Origin of the sequence: Aeromonas sp. MdU4 (assembly GCF_041929505.1) — a bacterium.
GTDB lineage: Bacteria > Pseudomonadota > Gammaproteobacteria > Enterobacterales > Aeromonadaceae > Aeromonas.
On record NZ_JBHFMW010000061.1, the window covers coordinates 1 to 548 of the forward strand.

Annotated in this window: 1 protein-coding gene; it reads left to right on the top strand. The window is 60.4% G+C overall.

The window, feature by feature from the left end:
• On the top strand, positions 1-548 hold a 548-nt coding region (locus tag ACE1BR_RS23125; protein ID WP_374874421.1), incomplete at both ends, for an ABC transporter ATP-binding protein.

Sequence of the window (548 nt, forward strand, 5' to 3'; positions counted from 1 at the left end):
CCGAGGGGCGGTTGTTCCTCGACGGGGTCGATATCACCGAAATGCCGCCGGACGAGCGCCCCATCAACATGATGTTCCAGTCCTACGCCCTGTTCCCCCATATGACGGTGGCGCAGAACATCGCGTTTGGCCTCAAACAGGATGGCTTGCCCAAGGCTGAAGTGGATGCCCGGGTGGAGGAGATGCTCAAGCTGGTGCAGATGACCCAGTATGCCCGTCGCAAGCCGCATCAGCTCTCCGGTGGCCAGCGTCAGCGGGTGGCGCTGGCCCGTTCGTTGGCCAAACGTCCCAAATTGCTGCTGCTGGATGAGCCCATGGGAGCGCTCGACAAGAAGCTGCGTTCCAAAATGCAGCTGGAATTGGTGGAGATCATCGAGCGGGTCGGGGTTACTTGCGTCATGGTGACCCATGATCAGGAAGAGGCGATGACCATGGCGGAGCGGATTGCCATCATGCACCTCGGCTGCATCGAGCAGATTGGCAGCCCGATGGATATCTACGAAACCCCGGCCAGTCGGCTGGTGTGCGAGTTCATCGGCAACGTCAAC